Raw genomic sequence first — 14,971 nt, 5'->3', positions numbered from 1 at the left:
GTATTCCGCCTCCTTTTTATGTTGTTACTTTTGATCCGAGTGAGGATCTTGATTAAATCTTTGAGAGATTTTTTTCTCTGTTTTCTTACGCCGTATCCAGCGCTTGAGTATGCCTTCTTCTTTGCGTTCTTGCAGTGTTTCCTTCAAACCTTGAATCATAAATTCCGATCTTCGTCTGTCATCCCGACTAATCTCGCGTAATTCCTTAATAAATTTGTCGTCCATATCTGCCTCTCGCTTATTCAGGATAATCCCATTATACCGAACGTACGTTCTTTTATCAAGTTTTTCCATTACGAATGATTTTCGAGATCAATACAGTGAAAAGAAGCACAGGAACAATACGCGGCATGTGTGAGAATGGTGCTAGAGGGTTTGAGCATAATCCTCTTGCCAGTTTTTTGTTCCCGGGGATCTTCCTATTGCTAGTTCTTGGCGTGATGCCTACAATGATTGCTATTTCGCTTATCTGCTACATTCATTGGGGGCTGGGTGAGAGACTGAATCTCTATCCTGACCGCTATTGGGCTTGGACTTTTTCGTTGTATACGGGGTTTGCTCTCATCATCTGGATTATGGTGCAGGTGTACTGGATTCAGGATGTCTCTATCATTCACTTGGTCTATTTTGCATGGGGAGTGGGTATTCAAGTTGTGACCTTATTGCCCGGGATACAACGAATATATTCAAAATAAACTGCTTGTATATTGAACAAACGGCTGCCGAAAGAATCGTTGAATGATTCTTTCGGCAGTTATTTTTTATGGGCATCGAGATAATACGCGTTGTTGTAGTCATGTTGTCCACATGTTCCTTGGACTGAAAAGGGCTCGGATAAATCTAAATCATATTGACAAAGAACTATTATCCTCGCATACTTACGTAATATACTTTATAAAGTTTATTTATTAACTAAAGGAATAGTCACATGTGGTAAGTATCGCAAAATCCTAATCCGTATGAAACAGGGAGGTAAGTATGGATGGTCTACGTTATTATGACAGTTATAATATGGGCAGGTACCTATGCATGTATGGTCTTGTCAAAGCAACCGATTGAAGTGAAGCCTGTGAAATCGATGGATGATTTGTTTGAGTGAACAAAGTAGCTCGGCCGATTTCGATCCTTTTCCAGCACGATGGAACTCATGTGTTCGAGTAAGGCATTATGTTATGATATGGTGTGAATGACATCCATACCATTGCTTTGGCTCAATTGAACCAGAGTAGAAACGAGAGGGTTATGAAAAAAGCCAACGCTACAATGATGAAATACATCAATTTGAATAATGTGCGTGAAGTCATGCAGCAGATTGAGACGGCGACCAAACCGCAATTAGCTTTATTAACCAATCTTAGTGTTGTTACCATTAATGCGCTGATTCAGGAATTATGTGATGGCGGAGAGTTGTTCCAGGATAAAGTGGTTCCCTCTAACGGCGGTCGTCCTGCTCAGGCATATCGATATAATTATAACTTCAAGCTTGCTTTGGTTCTTTACATCAAAGAGATGAAAGGCCAGGAGTTGATTTCGGCGACGGTCATGAATCTGGAGAATAAGGTTGTGTTGAAGGAAGAGCGCATCTTGCCTGCTTTTGATAAACAGCATATGCTGCAACTTATCGCGCGTTTCATTAAGGAATATCCCTCCATTGATATGATCGGCATCGGTATTCCGGGGCAAGCCGTGGATGGGGACATCACGGTGAGCAGTCATGAAGAGCTTATCCATTCACATCTGATACGGGAGATCGAAAGCGAGTTTCAATTGAACGTTCTCGTGGAGAATGATGTTAATGCAGCGATTAGCGGATACTGTACACAGCATGCGGATATGAAGGAACGGAGTGTAGCAGGAATTTATTTTCCGAACCGATACCCGCCGGGTATGGGCATGATGTTGAATGGACAGATGATCCGTGGGAAAAACGGGATGTTTGGTGAGATCAAGTATCTTCCTTATTCACCTGATTGGCACCGTGACATGAGCAAAGATGATTTTGTAGTGAACGTATGTCACATCCTGCAAACGATTAATGCCGTCGTTGCCCCGCACCAGATTGTCATTTATCAGGAACGGGTGGAGAGAGAAGAGCTGGATATGGCGTGGAAACAATACGGGAAGGATCACCCCATGCCGTCGTTGCCTGAGATCGTACATCAGGATTCGTTCCAACATGATTTTGATGCTGGGTTACGAGGAATGGTGCTTCAGGCGTTGAAGTCAGGCATTCTATCAGAAGCCTTATAACCCACAGTTCATGTCTGTGGCTTTTATTTTATAAGCTAACCCTTGTAGAGGAGGATTCATGATGCGTGAAGAAGAGAGAATCATGAAAGGCGTGTTGTTCAGTCCAAGTGATCCCGAATTAAAGATCATCAAAAGGCGGGCCCATAATCTCAGTCAGCGTTACAGTCAGACCTTTGAAGAACAGACTGAGGAAAGGGATCAGATATTGCAACAGCTACTGGGGCAGATCGGTGAAGGTGGATTCATGCAAGGCCCCATCTTCTTTCATTATGGTGTGCATACCCGGATAGGCGAGCATTTCTTCGGTAATTACAATCTGACGATACAAGATGACGCGCAAGTGACGATCGGGGACTATACCAGTTTTGGACCCAACGTTACGATTGTTACCCCCATTCATCCCATGATTGCCAGCGAGCGGAGACAGATGGTGGACCAGAACGGTGATGTGAAGTCGCTATGTTATGCCAAACCGGTCACGATTGGTAACGATGTATGGATCTCGGCAAACGTCACAGTGTGCGGGGGCGTAACGATTGGAGACGGCTGTGTCATTGGAGCAGGTAGCGTGGTGACTCGTGATATTCCACCGCATTCTTTTGCAGCAGGCGTACCGTGCAGAGTTATTCGCAAAATTACTGATGCGGACAGCATGCGAAACTATCCCGATGTTCTGGCAGATTGCCGTGTGCTGGAAGAATAAAAAAAGGCTGCCATCAGGATCAAATAGATGATCCTGGTGACAACCTTTTTTTGTTATGCGTTTACTTGGAGGCGTTGTAGTTACTCAAGAATTCTTTTACTTTTGCAGGATCAGCTTTCAATTCATTCCCGGTCTGAACGAGCGGGCTTACTGTAGAGTATGCTTTGAGTTTGTTGTTCTTGTAGAAACTCAAAATCTCATCCTGATTAATGGAGTACAGCACGGCTTTTCTCAGGTCACTGCTCTTGGCAACTTCACGATTGGCCGTGTTGAACAACAGATAGGAGACAGCGTTACTTGGCAGACTTTGCAGTTTCAGTTTGCTGTCATTTTCGATGATGTCATACTTGGTTTCAGGTACACCGTAGTATAAGTGAATTTCACTGCTGCGAAGAGCAGAGAGGGCACTGTCTGCATCCGCGATGAATCGGACGTTAACCTGAGCAATTTTCGGCTCATCTTCCGTGCCTTTACGGTAAGCTGGATTTTTTAAGAATACACCTTCATAGTCATTTTTATAAGACAAAATATAAGGTCCGCTAGTATAAAGGGTGTTATTGTATGCTGCGCCTTCAGTCACCGTGTTCTGATCACCGTAAGGAATATCTTTGTTGACGTCAAAGGAAGCTACATCATATGTGTTGATGCTCTCCACCTGTTTTTTGGACACGATGCCCGCAGATTGGTGAGCCAGATAGTTCAGTACTTGCGGGAAAGGTTCAGTTGTTGTCAGTTTAACGACCTGATATTTACCTGCGCTATTATCTGCTTTGGTTTTGTCCGTCACCAGTTCTGTAATTTTGCTGCCCAATCCTTGTTCCAATGCTTCGAGGATTGTGCCGTTACCGCTGGATTGTTTGATGGATTGTAATGCACTCAGATCCGTTACAACCTCAGCTTCTTTGATGTGTTCATGCAGACTGTACGTCCGGTGATCCGGAACGGAATCTTTATTTTTAGCACGATCCAGGGAGAAGATCACATCATCTGCACCGACACGTTCTCCTGTATCTACGGCTTTTTTGTTATCAATCTTCGCAAAGTTGATATCGTCTCTGAGAATGAAGTAGTAGTCCGAATTACCTTCAGCAATACTGAAATTATGGGACAGTGATCCATCTGCTGTCAGCTGATCGTCATCCGTCAAGTTAACGAGACGTACATACATATTGGTGTTCAACTGGTTGATGGAGCCGTCGTTTCCTTTGATTGGATCAAGGGAAGTCAGTACGGATGCACTTTGCGTCAGAATCAACGGATCTTTGGCATTTTTGGAGCTGTCCTTGAACTCAATCGGTTCCCAAGCCATGGCGCGGGATTTGGAGAGACGAACAGTGTCGACATTCAGAATGTCTTGGTTCACAGCCTGACTTTTCAGGGAAATGTACAAAGGAGCGATATACGCCTGATCCGTTACCAAGCGATCTTCCAATTGTTTGTACGTGTCTTTGTACTCATCCGGAGTTTGAGTAGCTGCCTGATCGATGAGTTTATCAAGTTCCCCATCCGCAAGGATACTGTAATCTCCACCTGTTTTGAAAAGGGAACGCACCGCATAATCGGGATTTCCCGTTACCGTTGTCCAGCTGGACAAGGCAATGTCATAATTCCCTGCATCCTGCTGGGATTTAAAGCTACCGTAATCCGGCTGCAGGTTCAGCTTCACATTGAAGCCGTTTTTAGTCAGTTGGTCGCGGACAATGTTTACATCATTTTCGGAAGAACTCATGGCGAGCAGTTCAATGTCTGCCGGTTTTTGTGCAGTTTCTGTTGTATCCGCTGGTGTGGTCTCCGCCTGGGATTCGGTTTTCGTTTTTACACTGCAGCCGGAAATCACAATGACGAGAATGAATAGTAATGAGATCAGTGTACGTTTTTTCATGGGATTACCCTCCATATCTTGAATGTGTGATGTGTGAATTTTTTTTCTATATCATTCATTTCAATGACGAATCAGTTATGCCTTTTCCAGCTTGGGATCAAGCGCATCACGCAGGCCGTCACCGAGAAAGTTAAACGAAAGAACCAGCAGAATAATAGCCAAGCCTGGATAAATCGCCAGATAAGAGTGGGTCTCCAGGTATGTACTGCCGAGCTTCAGAATGTTACCCCATTCCGGAATATGCGGCTCCACGCCGAGTCCCAGATAACTCAAACTGCTGGTAGCAATAACTGCTCCACCAATCGTGAGTGTGGACTTGATAATCATGGGCGCAAGGGAGTTGGGAATAATGTGTTTGAAAATAATCGTACGATTGTTGTACCCCAGTGCACGTGCAGCTTCCACAAATTCAAAAGTAGATACATAGAGCACACTGGCTCTCATGGTACGGGCGTAAGTTGGGATCGAACCCAGACTCAGCGCCAGAATAAGATTGACCGTATTGGCTCCAAACGCCGCAATAATGGCAATGGCGAGCAGAATTCCCGGAATCGCATAGAGAATATCCAGCAGCCGCATGATGATGTTATCCGTATGCCTTCCGTAGAAACCGGAGAATGCTCCGAGGACTCCACCGATCAACACAGGAATGATGGTCGACATGCAACCTACGATTAAGGAGATCCGGGCACCAAATACAATCCGGGAAAATAAACATCGTCCGAAGTCGTCCGTTCCCAAGGGATACGCAAGGGAAGGGGGTTGAAGCAGAGCGGAGTAGTTGTTTTCCACAGCCATGCTGTAATCAAAAGTAAAGAAGCTGCAAATCGATATCGAGAACAGAAAAATGATAAAAAACAAACCGGACATGGCAGTCATATTCGGAGCAAGTCGCTCCCACAGATCATTCCAGAAGTTTGATTTTTGTTTCCCCTGTCTGCGAATGCGCCCAATAATGGAAATGCCGAGCAATAGGGCAAATACATTACCTGTGATTGAGGTCAGAATCAGTACTACACTGACACCGATCATCCAGCGAGGGAGGATAGAGGTCGCGTTATATCGGGATACGATAATCAGTACGACCAGGTCGATGACCAGAATAAATATGAGCACCGCCATAGCTGGCAGAAAGTTGTCAGCCACATAGGGTTTGAAAACATTTAACGCAGATACACCGATGACGAACAGCTGGGTTAACAGCATATATACCGCAAAGGTGTACTCCACATTCCTGGCTTTTCGAATCAGATGAAAGGCTGCCGTTACGATAAATATGTTGCCAGAAATGATGGCAAGTAGCTGAACCCAGGCTAACCTGCGGGTCAAAGTAGAGATCGTACCTGTACGGATTAAGTCTTTTCGAATCCGAAGGGTGATGACACTTTGGACCAGTGTGAAGAATACATAGATCCCAAGTATCGTTAGCAGAAATGGTTTGAACGTCTGCCCGCTCCAGTCATAACTGTTGAACAGCAACAAGGCAGTCAAGAGAAGGGACGTGATCCAAGCGAAGCTTGCCTGACTGTATTCTCGAGAAGACTTAAGCCGGAAACGCATTTCTTGTGTTAAGGACGAGTTTGTCATAATACACCTGCTTTAAGAGGTAGTTCAACACACACTTTAATATTGTTTCATCTTGGAGCGCACTCTTGGATCAATAAAAGCGTACAGCAGATCAACCGCTACATTGATAATGGAGATCGTAATTGCGGTGTAGATTACTCCGCCCATGATACTCGGAATATCGGGGATGAATTGTTTATCCACAATATAGCTGCCGAGACCGCTGATATTAAACACTTTCTCCGTCACTGCTGCCCCGCCAAGCATGGCTCCGAATTGAAGCCCAACCACAGTTACGATTGGAATCAATGCATTACGTACAGCGTGTTTCAGCATGACCTGACGTTCGCTTAACCCCTTGGCGCGGGCGGTCATCACATAATCCTCATGAATGACTTCCAGTGTAGAAGACCGGGTCATCCGTGCCACCGCAGCCGTAAGTCCTGTGCCCAGCACAATGGTTGGCATAATGATCGACAGCCAGTTCTGCGGGTTGAAGGTGGCGGGAAGCCACTGTAATTTGATCGAAAAGTTCAGAATGAAAATAAGTCCTTGCCAGAAATTCGGGATCGATAATCCAATCAGAGCGATGAACATAAACGTATAATCGAACCATGAATTAGGCTTAATCGCTGAGATGATACCGATGGGCAATGCGATGACAAGTGCTAGCAGCAGGGAGATAACCGCCAGCGTCAATGTAATTGGAAACTTCCTTGCAATCGTTGCTGTTACGTCTTCATTTCCTGCAAAAGACTTGCCAAGGTCGAAGAGAGCAACTCCCTTAATATTGTTCCAGAGCTGTGTAAGATAAGGCTGATCCAAGCCATACACCTGATTGAATGCTGCAATCTGTTCCTGCGTTGCTGTCTCTCCGAGAATGTTAGCTGCCGGGTTGAACGGAGACATATACAAAATCGTAAATACGAGTGTGGCTACGCCCAGAATGACAAATACCGTCATCAGTATTCTTTCAAATATGTACTTTAGATAAGGATTTCCATACAAAAAGAGGATGCCATACATCAGACAGCCAGGAATAATGGATATCGCGAAAAACCACGGTTTGTCGATAAGGGTGTGGAATGTATCGGCCATCGTAAGACGTTGACTTCCCTGTTCCTGAAGTATGCGAGAAGTCCGCTCCTTCAACTCTTTCTGAACCGTTTCTTCCAACCATTCCTCGGTCTGACGTCTGAATTCTTCCTCACTGACCTGCTGCTGGAAAAAACGATGTTTGCGTCGCAGCTGTTCTTCGACTTCCAACTTCATCTTGTTCCGATAGGAAGAAGCGAGCAGTTCTTGCTCAGCCGTCTGCCTGGCAGCTACCCAGCCGTCATTTTTTCGATTCGAACGCCATATTAGAAACACGACCAGATTGATCGGTAATCCAAGAATGAACAGAACATATCGGTAGGAAGGATGAAGCAGCATTTTGCCATAAATAAAACTTAAATTGTGCACCAACCGCGAGAGTCTGCTGCTTTCTGCAAGATTCAAACCAAGCGTGCCTCCTTTCATTCAGGTTTAAATTGCATTATTCCGATTGATATAGTATATATTATTTAGGGTCTAAACAATTGTCAAGGAATTAAATGGTATACATATGAGATAAGTGAATGTGAAATACGGATGAGAGCTGGTGATAACATGGAACCTTTATTGAAAGTTAATGATCTATCGGTCTCTTTTCATTCTGGAGAGAGTGAGTTTCATGCAGTACGAGAGGTAAGTTTTGAAGTGCGCAAAGGAGAGACACTAGGCATTGTAGGCGAATCGGGTAGTGGCAAGAGTGTAACCGCACGTTCCATTATGAGGCTGCTTGCATCGCCGCCTTCACAGATGAAAAATGGAGAGATTCTGTTCAAAGGGGTCGATCTGGCGAATAAAACGCAGAAAGAGATGGAGAGCATTCGTGGGCGTGATATTGGCATGATCTTTCAGGACCCGATGAGTTCTCTTAATCCGACTATTAAAGTGGGTAAACAGATCTCCGAAAGTCTAATCAAACATCAGAAGGTGTCCAAAAGGGAAGCCAAGAAACAGGCGATTGCCATGATGGAGCGGGTGGGGATAACTCGTAGTGAAATACGCTACAACCAATATCCACACGAATTCTCCGGAGGCATGCGCCAGCGGGTCATGATCGGTATTGCACTTGCTTGTCGTCCTGAATTACTCATTGCCGATGAGCCGACAACCGCACTTGACGTTACGATTCAGGCACAAATTCTTAATTTGATGAAAGATATGCAGGACCAACTGGGCACATCGATTATCCTGATCACGCATGATTTGGGCGTAGTAGCAGGCATGTGTGATCGGGTTGTTGTTATGAAAGAAGGACAGATTGTGGAAACCGGGACAACAACAGAGATTTTTGCTAATCCCAAACACCCGTATACGATCAGACTTCTGAATGCATTACCACGGCTGGATCAGAAGAAAAAGCCCAAACCGGTATCGTTGGTCCCGAGAGATTTGGAGGATGATCAGCCGTTGCTTGAGGTGAAATCACTCAGACAACATTTTAATCTGGGGAAAGGCAATACCTTAAAGGCCGTGAATGATATTAGCTTTCATATTCGTCAAGGAGAGACGCTTGGCGTTGTAGGGGAATCCGGTAGCGGAAAATCAACCACGGGCCGTGCGATTCTGCGATTGCATGAGCCAACAGGTGGAGATGTACTGTTTAAAGGAGTCCCGCTCAATCGCTTGTCGGCTTCGGAGATGAAAACGATGCGTAGACATATGCAAATCATCTTCCAAGACCCCTATGCATCTCTGAATCCCAAAATGAGGATTATGGATATCATTGGAGAAGCGCTTGATATTCATCAACTTGCAGGCACTGCCGCTCAGCGGGAAAAGCGTGTGGAGGAATTGCTGGAGATGGTAGGTCTTGATCCCACCCATGCGCAGCGTTATCCACATGAATTCTCGGGTGGGCAGAGACAGCGGATCGGTATTGCACGAGCTCTGGCTGTGGAACCTGAATTCATCGTATGTGATGAGCCATTGTCTGCACTGGATGTGTCGATACAGGCTCAGATCGTACAATTGCTTGAAGAGTTGCAGCAGCGACTCGGATTGACGTATCTCTTCATCGCGCATGACTTGTCCATGGTTAAACATATCAGTGATCGAGTGGCGGTGATGTATAACGGGAAAATTGTAGAGCTGGCCGAGAGTGAAGAACTCTATTCCAACCCGCAACATGCCTACACCAAGGCTTTGCTATCTGCTATTCCCGTGCCTGATCCGGCGGTAGAAGCGAAGAAAAAGAGACATGTTGTGAAAGAAACAACAAGAGAGAATGTTGAAGTAGAGGACCGTTATAATCTCGAACATTCCAAGTGGGTAGAAGTCACGGAAGGGCACTGGGTAGCCATATCTAGTTAGATAGTGAAATATATAGTCTGTTTCAACGACAAAAGAACCCCGACGATGATCTCCACAGATCGTTATCGGGGTTGAGTTATATGTTCTTCGTATAATTGGCAGTAATCAAAAGCGATTATTTGAATTGAACCGATTTCTTGATGGTATCAATCTCGGCTTTGGTCTTATCATCCACGTAAGTGAATATGAAGTTGAAAGCATATCCTTCAATAATTGTACTATAGTAATCTTGAGTAACGGTTGAACCGTCACCTGGATCCATCGTGATTTGCATCAGATCCATCTCTTTACCACCGATGGTTTCCGTTGTCATTTCCTTATAATCGTAAGGGAACTGGCTATCCACCATGAATTTTTTGGTTGCTTCCAGGTAGTCTTTACCTGTACGAATGCCTTGCAACAAGCTTACTTTCTCAGCAATGGCCATAGCGGAAGGGCCAACTTGACCGCCGTCCAATGGGTACTTTGAAGCCATAAGCAGATTCAATGTTTTGGTCTGAGACAGTTCAATTTGTTTTTTCTTTGTTTCATCATCACCAGCAATCGCTTCGGATGAAGCACTTGTCAGCTCATTCATGCCTGCAGCATCCTGGAACTCCCATGCTTCCGGGAATTTCAGAGATACGCCAAAATAGTCATTGGTGTAAGAACCTTTTTCCGTAGTCCCCAGCTCAACGTCTTGGGAATTATCAGTTTCTTTGGGCTCTTCGCTTGCTGGTTCTGTATTCTCTGTTTCTTCTGTATTCGCTGTATCAGAATCAGTACCAGTCGTTGTTTCTGTCGGGGTAGTCTCTTCTGTTTCGGCTGTGTTATCTGCTTTGTCACCGCAAGCGGCTGCAACCAGCATAATCATAATGAGCATGGCGAATAAAGAAGCTTTTTTTGGAATTGTCATATTACCCTCCTGAAATGTGTGTGTGTTTGTTTCTCTCTCTCTCTACATGTTGCCTGCTTCCTAAATTGTAGCACAAACGTTCTCATATACTACCTATAGGAATCTATAGGGGTCTTCTATACATAAGACATTCGGCTGGCAATTGAAACAGCTTCTGTGCTGGATTGCACACCTAATTTGTTAAAAATCACTTTTTTGTGATGATTCACGGTGCATTCCTTGATCTTTAATTTCAAAGCAATGGCTTTTACCGTGAGACCTCCGGCTATCATCTCCAGAATGGTTAACTGACGCTCGGTGAACTCCACCGCCGGTTTGTCGCACACTTCAGCAGTCTGTTGACTCTGATAACAGTTCTGCATGTACGCTGGAATTAGCTTGGCAATGGCGATCAGTTCACCTTGCATATCTGCATTAATGGTGGACACATCCAGATAACCTACATGTTGCGATCCCATGAACAGAGGTGCGGCGTAACAATGCCAGCTTTGAAAATAAGGACTTTCATGCTGCTCGGGCAGCAGCACTACAGGCTCGTTGCTGTCCATCGTTACAGATATGGCGTTAACTCCACAGCTCTGTGCAGTGAAGAACATGCCCGGACGAATGGGGGAATCTTCTACTACAGCTTTAAGATCTGAACTGTAATTCATCGAGAGGAGCACACCGTTGCTATCTGTGAGTAAAAAAAGATAAGTGCCCGTTAAATTCTCTTGTATAACCGAGATACTGTTCTGGAATGCATGAATCAGGAAATGATTGATTTTACGAAGCCTGTCCAGACTGGGTTTTGGTAAATAGTCAAACGGTGCCGTTCCTGCTGAATGTGAGCAAGTCGGAGACTCTTCGTGGCGTGAGGTAAATGTAATGGCAGGCATGTTGTTTCCTCCTTGCTGCACAGTTCTCATCCAATCGTTTGAATGACGTGTCCTTCCTGGTTCTTAATCTCTGTTCTAACAATCTGAACGATAATATGATCCAATGAAGTTATCTCAAATGTTCCTTCAAACGGGCGAAGGTTCTCTGCCAGCTCATCAACAATTTGTTTGTTCACCGTCAGGGTAACTTGTCTGTCCGATTCCAATACAGCTGGATGTTCTCCTGCTTCGAACAGAATATTAGTATCCGGTCCGATCAAGGATAGAGAGGCACCTTTCGAAATTCGGCTACGAAGGATGGTGCCAACTAATACGGCTTGTTTGGCTCCAAGCTGGAGTTTGGCCGGAACCGATTTTTGCAGCAATTTTTTGCGAGGAGATTCCCAAGCCAGTTGTTGTATGAATAAAAATGCTGTGCTGGACCCGTCCTGTTCCATTCCATCCTCAACCGCTTGTATAACCGAAGGAATATCTGCGTACGAATTTCTCATCAGATCCGTCACATATTTGGGCATGAACATGGAGGAGGCAGACAGGAAGCCACGAGCATTCCAACTTTGAATCATTTCCAGTTCCCGACCTGTAATGCCAACCATCTGAATAAATTGCACTGAACCATTAGGCGTTGAGACCGCGGGTAGGTCCGGATCTTCAATAAACGAGAGAGCAGTCAGCAAAGTATCGGATTCCAGACAGATGGGGCCATTGGCGTCCATGTAATCTCCTGGCTGAAAGATATTTCCGCTGTTGAACACGTAACGTCCTACATTCTGTAGCAGATTCAGCGCCCAGGCTGGCGGATCAGTCTCTGCTTCACTGCGTGTAAGACGAAAGGTGAGCTCAAAACCATACCCGCTCTTGGATGCATCCTGCATCTCTTTTTCATACAATTCAGAGAAACCGTAGGTAACAAAATGCCAGTGAGGCATAGGGTAATCGACAGCATAAACGCTAATGCCATCGAGTGGATCGGGACCTCCAAGAATATACGGAAGGGCAGTGCCGTAGTGTTTTGGCTCTTGTTCCCCATACAATTCACGCATGGATTGATCAATCGCATCCCAACCAGATGTGTTTTCTTCCTGAGTCATTATTGAATCCTCCTTGACTGTTCTTTCCCCCGAAAAACATTTAAAATTAAGTCTACCTGTTACAGAAACGGATTCAAGCGGCTTAAGGATGAATTGTGTCAGATAGGACTTCGGTGTTATTAATTGCAATCCAGGGAGTGAAATTACATGAGTATGAAAGGTATCTATTTAAAGGAGTTTAATCATACAAGCTGGGACTCATTTTCCGAACTGTTTGAAGAACTTGGACAAAAGTTGGACCCCGCGTGGGTAGAACATGCGCGATTACAAGGGATTCCGGCAGATATAAGTCGGGTGCTTTTGTGTGAAATGGGGGAGTACGCTTTTGAATGGATGGCGAAAGATATCCCGGCTTTAGGGGACCAAAGTCCCGCTGTTTACCTGGAAACGGAGGAAGGAGCGCAGGCATTAAGGGCAGCGATTATGCGTATGCCGCGTTAATTTTTTCGATGGTGAGAGTGTGCGAACGATCAGTTGATCCAGTGAAGTTGATTTTGCAAAATAGATATGTTACGCTTACATTACAAGAGCAAATACAACAGAATATGCAATAACATCTTTTGATGGATTGTAACTGTGAAGACAGGCAAAACCTAAACTGATGGTGAAATGAAAGCTCCTTTTTTTGGTGCTATTTTACCTTGAGTTTAGGTTTTTCTTGTTTTCTGCTCTAAATCACACCATTTTTTACCTGGAAAAACCAAAATAAATTTCGAAAAGAGGTTGTTGTTCATGACCACGGCAAAAAAAGGATTCCCCGAAAACTTCCTATGGGGCGGCGCTACAGCTGCCAATCAATTGGAGGGTGCATTCGATAAGGACGGCAAAGGCCTCTCCACAGCGGACATGATCGCTCATGTTCCCAAAGAGAAGCGTACAGGCGGACATGCTATGGAAATTTCCTCTTCCCGAATCGAAGAGATCCTCTCCGGCAAATTTGAAGAACGTTTCCCGAAACGTTTTGGTATCGATTTCTACCATCACTTTAGAGAAGATATTGCATTGTTCGCTGAAATGGGCTTCAAAGTATTCCGTTTGTCCATTCACTGGGCACGTATTTTCCCGAACGGTTATGATCAAGAGCCGAATGAAGCAGGCTTGAAATTCTATGATGAAGTATTCGACGAATTGTTGAAATATGGCATCGAGCCGCTCGTTACATTGTCTCACTATGAGACACCGCTTGGCTTGACGCAAAAATATAACGGCTGGGCTGGCCGTGAAGTAATCCAGCACTATGTTCGGTATGCAGAAACGGTGTTCAACCGTTATAAAAATAAAGTGAAATACTGGCTGACGTTTAATGAAATTAACGTCATGCTGTTCAGCCCTTACACTGGCGGCGGCATTCTGATCGATAAAGTGGACAACAAACTGCAAACCACTTATCAAGCGCTGCATCACCAATTTGTAGCAAGTGCATTGGTAACGAAGCTTGCTCACGAGATTATGCCTGGATCCCAAGTGGGTTGTATGCTTGCTCGTATGGAAACTTATGCAGCAACATGTAATCCGGTAGATGTTCGTCTGGCTCAACACGAGAATCAAATCAACCTCTTCTTCACGGACATGCATGCTCGTGGTAAATATCCGAACTACATGGCTCGTTATTTTGAAGAAAACGACATCGTGATTCAAAAAGAAGCAGGCGATGACGAGATCTTGCTGAACAATACCGTTGATTTCATCTCCTTCAGCTACTATATGTCCGTAACCAAATCTGCATCTGCAGACAAGGAAGAAACATCGGGTAACCTGACTGGCGGCGTGAAAAACCCTTATCTGGAAGCATCCGACTGGGGCTGGGAGATCGATCCGATCGGTCTGCGCGTAACCTTGAACAACTTCTGGGATCGTTACCAGAAACCATTGTTCATCGTAGAAAATGGTCTGGGTGCATATGACCGTGTTGAAGAAGACGGTTCGATCCATGACTCCTATCGTGTGGATTACCTGAAAAAACACATTGAACAAATGAAAGAAGCCATCAAAGATGGCGTCGATCTGATTGGATTTACAGCATGGGGCCCGATTGACCTTGTGAGCATGTCCACTTCCGAAATGTCCAAACGTTATGGTTTCATCTACGTGGATCTGGATGACGAAGGTAACGGAACACTCAAACGTTCCAAAAAAGATTCATTCGACTGGTACAAAAACGTAATCTCCAGTAATGGTGAGCAACTGTAGTTCTCACGTTTTCTGAGCGGGCAAACCTGATATAACAGTTAGTGTTTAATGGAATTTAATGTTCCTGAGGGCCTGCTGATTAGCGTTTGTCCGCTTTTTTATGTGCTGCAAACA

The 14,971-nt window shown here is 44.8% G+C and carries 13 protein-coding genes; 6 read left to right on the top strand and 7 right to left on the bottom strand.

All coding sequences use genetic code 11. The features are described 5' to 3' along the window. Positions 1 to 24: 24 nt before the first annotated feature. Positions 25 to 225: a hypothetical protein gene (locus MHI55_RS23195; RefSeq protein ID WP_026080945.1), complete on the bottom strand. Its 201-nt coding sequence runs from the start codon at positions 223 to 225 to the stop codon at positions 25 to 27. 215 nt (positions 226 to 440) lie between these two features. Here MHI55_RS23195 and MHI55_RS23190 point away from each other — a divergent pair, with 215 nt between their 5' ends. From MHI55_RS23190 to MHI55_RS23180, 3 genes are all read left to right on the top strand, one after another. Then, on the top strand, positions 441 to 695 hold the full coding sequence (locus MHI55_RS23190) for a hypothetical protein (protein ID WP_340387120.1): 255 nt from the start codon (positions 441 to 443) through the stop codon (positions 693 to 695). 568 nt (positions 696 to 1,263) lie between these two features. After that, positions 1,264 to 2,250 carry an ROK family protein gene (locus tag MHI55_RS23185; protein WP_340387118.1) on the top strand — a complete coding sequence of 329 codons (987 nt, stop codon included), beginning with the start codon at positions 1,264 to 1,266 and terminating at the stop codon, positions 2,248 to 2,250. A gap of 58 nt (positions 2,251 to 2,308) precedes the next feature. After that, on the top strand, positions 2,309 to 2,953 hold the full coding sequence (locus MHI55_RS23180) for a sugar O-acetyltransferase (RefSeq protein ID WP_340387117.1): 645 nt from the start codon (positions 2,309 to 2,311) through the stop codon (positions 2,951 to 2,953). 61 nt (positions 2,954 to 3,014) lie between these two features. Here the strand turns inward: MHI55_RS23180 and MHI55_RS23175 are convergent, their stop codons facing one another. The 3 genes from MHI55_RS23175 to MHI55_RS23165 form a co-directional block, all read right to left on the bottom strand. Beyond that, the gene (locus MHI55_RS23175) at positions 3,015 to 4,835 is read right to left on the bottom strand and encodes an ABC transporter substrate-binding protein (RefSeq protein ID WP_340387116.1); all 1,821 of its coding nucleotides are present in this window, start codon (positions 4,833 to 4,835) and stop codon (positions 3,015 to 3,017) included. A 75-nt stretch (positions 4,836 to 4,910) separates the two neighbouring features. After that, positions 4,911 to 6,422, bottom strand: a complete 1,512-nt coding sequence (locus MHI55_RS23170) for an ABC transporter permease (RefSeq protein ID WP_076328215.1) — start codon at positions 6,420 to 6,422, stop codon at positions 4,911 to 4,913. A gap of 36 nt (positions 6,423 to 6,458) precedes the next feature. Continuing rightward, positions 6,459 to 7,901 carry an ABC transporter permease subunit gene (locus tag MHI55_RS23165; RefSeq protein WP_338706768.1) on the bottom strand — a complete coding sequence of 481 codons (1,443 nt, stop codon included), beginning with the start codon at positions 7,899 to 7,901 and terminating at the stop codon, positions 6,459 to 6,461. Between the two features lie 150 nt (positions 7,902 to 8,051). On the opposite strand from MHI55_RS23165, the gene MHI55_RS23160 reads away from it, so the two are divergent. Beyond that, the gene (locus MHI55_RS23160) at positions 8,052 to 9,803 is read left to right on the top strand and encodes an ABC transporter ATP-binding protein (protein ID WP_340018102.1); all 1,752 of its coding nucleotides are present in this window, start codon (positions 8,052 to 8,054) and stop codon (positions 9,801 to 9,803) included. Positions 9,804 to 9,918: 115 nt separating this feature from the next. Here MHI55_RS23160 and MHI55_RS23155 read toward each other — a convergent pair whose 3' ends face one another. From MHI55_RS23155 to MHI55_RS23145, 3 genes are all read right to left on the bottom strand, one after another. Next, positions 9,919 to 10,698 (bottom strand): hypothetical protein, encoded by a 780-nt coding sequence (locus tag MHI55_RS23155; RefSeq protein ID WP_047843906.1) that lies wholly within the window; start codon positions 10,696 to 10,698, stop codon positions 9,919 to 9,921. Between the two features lie 116 nt (positions 10,699 to 10,814). After that, positions 10,815 to 11,576: a LuxR C-terminal-related transcriptional regulator gene (locus MHI55_RS23150; protein WP_340387114.1), complete on the bottom strand. Its 762-nt coding sequence runs from the start codon at positions 11,574 to 11,576 to the stop codon at positions 10,815 to 10,817. Between the two features lie 26 nt (positions 11,577 to 11,602). After that, positions 11,603 to 12,667, bottom strand: a complete 1,065-nt coding sequence (locus MHI55_RS23145) for a suppressor of fused domain protein (RefSeq protein WP_036668689.1) — start codon at positions 12,665 to 12,667, stop codon at positions 11,603 to 11,605. Between the two features lie 147 nt (positions 12,668 to 12,814). Here MHI55_RS23145 and MHI55_RS23140 point away from each other — a divergent pair, with 147 nt between their 5' ends. Both MHI55_RS23140 and MHI55_RS23135 read left to right on the top strand, forming a co-directional pair. Then, on the top strand, positions 12,815 to 13,108 hold the full coding sequence (locus MHI55_RS23140; protein ID WP_340387112.1) for an MbcA/ParS/Xre antitoxin family protein: 294 nt from the start codon (positions 12,815 to 12,817) through the stop codon (positions 13,106 to 13,108). 291 nt (positions 13,109 to 13,399) lie between these two features. Further along, positions 13,400 to 14,857 carry a glycoside hydrolase family 1 protein gene (locus MHI55_RS23135; RefSeq protein WP_036668687.1) on the top strand — a complete coding sequence of 486 codons (1,458 nt, stop codon included), beginning with the start codon at positions 13,400 to 13,402 and terminating at the stop codon, positions 14,855 to 14,857. The last annotated feature ends 114 nt before the right edge of the window (positions 14,858 to 14,971 follow it).

The sequence above is a fragment of the Paenibacillus sp. FSL E2-0151 genome (assembly GCF_037993015.1).
Classification (GTDB): domain Bacteria; phylum Bacillota; class Bacilli; order Paenibacillales; family Paenibacillaceae; genus Paenibacillus; species Paenibacillus amylolyticus.
Note: the sequence above shows the minus strand (reverse complement) of the source record. Positions and strands in the feature narration are given on the sequence as shown.

What these genes read in the sequence shown, in the direction of transcription:
- MHI55_RS23140 (WP_340387112.1), top strand. Translation starts at nt 12,815, where the DNA reads ATGAGTATGAAAGGTATCTATTTAAAGGAGTTTAATCATACAAGCTGG.
- MHI55_RS23195 (WP_026080945.1), bottom strand. Translation starts at nt 225, where the DNA reads ATGGACGACAAATTTATTAAGGAATTACGCGAGATTAGTCGGGATGAC.
- MHI55_RS23135 (WP_036668687.1), top strand. Translation starts at nt 13,400, where the DNA reads ATGACCACGGCAAAAAAAGGATTCCCCGAAAACTTCCTATGGGGCGGC.
- MHI55_RS23160 (WP_340018102.1), top strand. Translation starts at nt 8,052, where the DNA reads ATGGAACCTTTATTGAAAGTTAATGATCTATCGGTCTCTTTTCATTCT.
- MHI55_RS23175 (WP_340387116.1), bottom strand. Translation starts at nt 4,835, where the DNA reads ATGAAAAAACGTACACTGATCTCATTACTATTCATTCTCGTCATTGTG.
- MHI55_RS23185 (WP_340387118.1), top strand. Translation starts at nt 1,264, where the DNA reads ATGATGAAATACATCAATTTGAATAATGTGCGTGAAGTCATGCAGCAG.
- MHI55_RS23190 (WP_340387120.1), top strand. Translation starts at nt 441, where the DNA reads ATGCCTACAATGATTGCTATTTCGCTTATCTGCTACATTCATTGGGGG.
- MHI55_RS23155 (WP_047843906.1), bottom strand. Translation starts at nt 10,698, where the DNA reads ATGACAATTCCAAAAAAAGCTTCTTTATTCGCCATGCTCATTATGATT.
- MHI55_RS23170 (WP_076328215.1), bottom strand. Translation starts at nt 6,422, where the DNA reads ATGACAAACTCGTCCTTAACACAAGAAATGCGTTTCCGGCTTAAGTCT.
- MHI55_RS23150 (WP_340387114.1), bottom strand. Translation starts at nt 11,576, where the DNA reads ATGCCTGCCATTACATTTACCTCACGCCACGAAGAGTCTCCGACTTGC.
- MHI55_RS23145 (WP_036668689.1), bottom strand. Translation starts at nt 12,667, where the DNA reads ATGACTCAGGAAGAAAACACATCTGGTTGGGATGCGATTGATCAATCC.
- MHI55_RS23180 (WP_340387117.1), top strand. Translation starts at nt 2,309, where the DNA reads ATGATGCGTGAAGAAGAGAGAATCATGAAAGGCGTGTTGTTCAGTCCA.